This is a genomic window from Propionivibrio sp., from assembly GCF_016790145.1.
Classification (GTDB): Bacteria; Pseudomonadota; Gammaproteobacteria; order Burkholderiales; family Rhodocyclaceae; genus Propionivibrio.
On sequence record NZ_JAEUOI010000039.1, the window covers coordinates 1 to 4250 of the forward strand.

Below are 4250 nucleotides of genomic sequence, written 5' to 3' on the forward strand. Positions count from 1 at the left end.
AATGAAAAAGCCGCTCGTTCTATCGATACAACCATGTCCAGGGGCTCTTGGCGTCCCGCTGAACCTGTGTTTGGTCGACGACAAGCTCACACCCTGGGCTCAAGCATCACCTTGGCAACAAGCTGAAGAGCCGCTTCAGCGAGGCCAGCCGATCCTCATTCGCCATTCCAGACCTGGACCTGATTCTTGCCGGAGTTTTTGGCAGAGTACATCGCCATGTCGGCGCATTGCGTCAGTGCTTCGACGCTGTCAGCGTGTTGCGGATACAGTGCAACACCGATACTGCCTGTAATGTGTGCCGACCCCTGCACCAGAGCAAATGGCTGAGCCAGACTGGCGAGCATTTCAGTGGCGACCTGCAGCGCCATCCCGGGCTCGCTGATGTCGGTCATGATCACCGCGAATTCATCGCCGCCCATGCGCGCCACGGTATCGCTTTCACGTATCCGGCTCTTAAGCCGTTGCGCCACCTGTTGCAGCAGGACATCGCCGGCGGCGTGGCCGAGGCTGTCATTCACGGCTTTGAAGCCGTCGAGATCAATCCACAGCATGGCGGCGCCACTTGCGCGGCGTTTGGCGTGGGCCAGGGCTTGTCCAATGCGCTCGCGGAACAGGTTGCGGTTGGGCAATTCGGTGAGTGCGTCGTGGTGCGCCAGCGTCCATAGCCGTTCATCCTGCTGGCGGCGCGCGGTGGTGTTGGTCAGTACCATGATCGTGCCAGCCATCGACTGATCGGAATGACTCAGTTTGATCCAGTAGGCCGCGCACCACAGGTTGGTGCGCTTCAGCCTGAACTCCAGCAATTGCACCTCTGAGCTTTGGCGTTTTAATCCCCAGACGAATTGCACATAGTCGCGGTCGTCGGGATGTACGAAGTCGAGAATGGTACGAGCTTGCGCCTGTTTCGGGGTACAGCCGGTCAACGCGCAGCCATTGACGTTGAGGTAACGGCAGCGATCGGCGTCATCGAGTTCAAGCACACCCACCGGGGCCGCTGCCAGCAACACCTGAAGACGCCGTTCCTTGATCTCCAGTTTGCTATTGGTCTGCTTCAGGGACTGGGTGTGCTCTTCCACTTTTTCGAGCAGGTCCTTGTTGTATCTGCGCAGCAGCGCTTTCGCCCGCCGAGAGCGAGTGACATCAACGGCGGTTCCGCGATAGCCGCTCAACTCACCCGACTCATCGCGCAACGGCAGACCGTTGAGTTGTATCCAGCGCGACGTTTCCCCGGCGCCTTGAAAGGCAATCTCCAGGTGGTGAAACGGCTGTTGTTCCGCGAGGGCTTTTTCGATCGCCGCCAGATGCGGTTGCGAGCCCTGGCATAGCAGTGAACGCCAGGATTGCCCGAGCGGCAGCGCACCACGTCTCGCCAGCCTCCCGCTGGCTTCGCGCAAGCGGCCTTCGGTATCGGTTTCCCACAGCAGATCATTGGAAACGCGGGCGAAATCGCGGTAGCGCAGCAGCATCCGGTTTCGTGCTTCCACCGCACCGCCGAGCCACAAGCCGACCAGGGCGATGGCGATCATGACTAACTGGTAGTGCAGTGCCTGGTCACTTTGGTCGAACAGCGCGATCAGCAGAACCAGCCCGCTATCGAGCAGCAATACGGCCAGCACCGCGCTGCGCAGGCCGTAGTTCAACGCCACCCAGGCCAGCGGCAACAGCAGCAACAGGGCAATGAGCGGGAAATGCGTGGTCAACTCCAGCGACCAGGGAATGCCGAACACCAGCAGCAGCGCCAGCAGCACGATGAGCGTCGTTCTGAGATCGGCGCTACCGTTGGACGCCCCGGATTGGTGCACACGAGGCCAGCGACCTTGTTGCACATAATGCTGGAGTCCGGGTTCTACGCGCACCAGCAGCAGCAGTGCCAGCGTCAGGATTCCGATGAAATCGCCAATCAGCCACACGGGCAGGATAGTTGACCACTGCGCCGGGGTCAGGAAATCCGTGTAGACCATACGGAAGGTACCGGCCAGGGCGGCCAGCGTGCTCGCAGCCAGCGCCGCAACGAGGAACAGTGCACTGTGCGCGGGACGGGAAAAATCCCATGCATCGCGCATCCATCGACGCAAAGGCAGGAGAACTGTTGCGTAAGCGAGTACGGGTGCAACCCAGCCATAAAATAGCCAGTACGGCTGTTCTGACAGGAATACGGTGGCACGATCTATCGGCATCGAAAATTGCAACAGACCACACAACAGATCCGCTGTCAGCTCCAGCAGCAACCCGCGCCAGCCAAAAACCAGCAGGCAGAAAAAGCGCAGCCCGGCCGGCAGATACCACGGACTGACGATACCAAAGCGATCAAGCAGGCTGGCCGAGAGCCAGGTAAATTGCCAAAGTACAAGGTAGATTCCACAAAGCAGCAGGAGGCGTCGCCGCTGGCCTGAGGACAGAAGAGAAGCAGTGACGACCTGATCGGGCCTGTTGTTCAAAGGCTTGAGATCTAATTACTTTTGTTGCAAAAGGAATGGAAGTTCAAACGCATAAGCCGGAGTATCCTTGGCTTCTGTACCCCGGTCAATAACAATGTTTTTCCTTGAAATCCCCCGAAAGAATCTGCATTCCAGCGCTTTCCAAAGCGGAACGGCCGGAAGCTCTCAAGCTTTCAGCAGTTCTTCCCGGCTCCCCAGCCAGCGGGACAGATGCCGCCTGGCGCGTTCGGGGTCATGGCAGAGCAGATGTTCGGCCATCTTGCGCGCCAGTTCGACGAGATCGCCATCGACTTCGAGGTCGGCGTAGCGCAACAGCGGCACGCCCGACTGGCGGCTGCCGACGAACTCGCCGGGGCCGCGCAGGTGCAGATCCTGGCGGGCGATTTCAAAGCCGTCGGTGTTCTCGAAAATGATCTTCAGCCGCGCGCGTGCCGTCCACGACAGCGGTTGCTGATAAAGCAGGACGCACACCGAATCGTGCGCGCCGCGCCCGACGCGGCCGCGCAACTGGTGCAGTTGCGAGAGGCCGAAACGTTCGGCGTGCTCGATGACCATCAGGCAGGCATTGGGCACATCGACGCCGACTTCGATCACCGTGGTGGCCACCAGAACGTCGAGTTCACCGGCGGCGAAGGCCGACATGGTCGCGGCTTTCTGGTCGGCCTTGAGGCGACCGTGCACCAGGCCGATGCGCAGATCGTCAAGTTCTGCGCTAAGCGTAGCGTGTGTTTCGATGGCGGTTTGCAGTTGCAGCTTTTCGGATTCTTCAATCAGCGGGCATACCCAGTAGGCCTGCCGGCCTGAAGCGACGGCGCCGCGCACGCGGGCGATCACTTCGGCGCGCCGGGTATCGGCGATCAGTTTGGTTTTGATCTGCCGCCGTCCGGGCGGCAACTCATCGAGCACCGAGACATCGAGGTCGGCGTAATAGCTCATGGCCAGCGTACGCGGAATCGGCGTCGCAGACATCATCAGTTGATGCGGCGGCCTGGAGCTGTCGCCCTTCTTGCGCAGTTGCAGCCGTTGCGCCACGCCGAAACGATGCTGTTCGTCGATGATGGCCAGCCCGAGCCGGGCGAAGTCAACGCTGTCCTGAATCAGCGCATGGGTACCGACAATCAGTTGCGCGCTGGTCGCTGCCTGCACGTGCATGAGTTGCCTGGCGGCTTTTCTCTGGCTGCCGGTTAACCAGGCGATCTGGATGCCAAGGGGTGCCAGCCAGGCACGCAGCTTGAGGTGATGCTGCTCGGCGAGTATTTCGGTCGGCGCCATGAAGGCCACCTGATAGCCCGCTTCAATGGCCTGGCAGGCGGCCAGCGCAGCGACGATGGTTTTTCCGCTGCCGACGTCGCCCTGCAACAGGCGCTGCATAGGATGAGCCTGCGCCAGATCGGCAGCAATCTCGGCAGTAACGCGCTGTTGTGCGCCGGTCAGGGCGAAGGGCAGCGCAGCGAGCAGTTGCCGGGCAAGCTGGCCGGGGCCCTTGAGCAGTGGCGCACCCTTCTGCCGGCGCGCCATGTAGGCGCGGCGCAGGGACAGTTGCTGGGCCAGCACTTCGTCGAACTTGATGCGTTGCCAGGCTGGATGCGTGCGACCTTGCAAAGCCGCCTCGGGGACGCCGGGCGACGGCGCGTGCAGGAGTTGCACGGCATCGGCGAAGGCCGGCAGCGCATGCTTGCGGCACCAGCGCGCATCGAGCAGTTCGCCCATATCGGCGGCAGCGAGGGCCGGCACGATGAGCTTGCGCAGGGCGTTCTGCGAAACACCGGCGGTAGCCGGATAAACCGGAGTCAAGGCTTGCGGCAGCGCCTC

Annotated in this window: 2 protein-coding genes; both read right to left on the bottom strand. The window is 61.4% G+C overall.

The genetic code is table 11. The features are described 5' to 3' along the window. Positions 1 to 155: 155 nt before the first annotated feature. On the bottom strand, positions 156 to 2438 hold the full coding sequence (locus tag JNM42_RS03930; protein WP_294266492.1) for a diguanylate cyclase: 2283 nt from the start codon (positions 2436 to 2438) through the stop codon (positions 156 to 158). Between the two features lie 165 nt (positions 2439 to 2603). After that, positions 2604 to 4250: ATP-dependent DNA helicase RecG (recG, locus tag JNM42_RS03935; protein ID WP_294266497.1), on the bottom strand; the 1647-nt coding region annotated here is incomplete at its 5' end.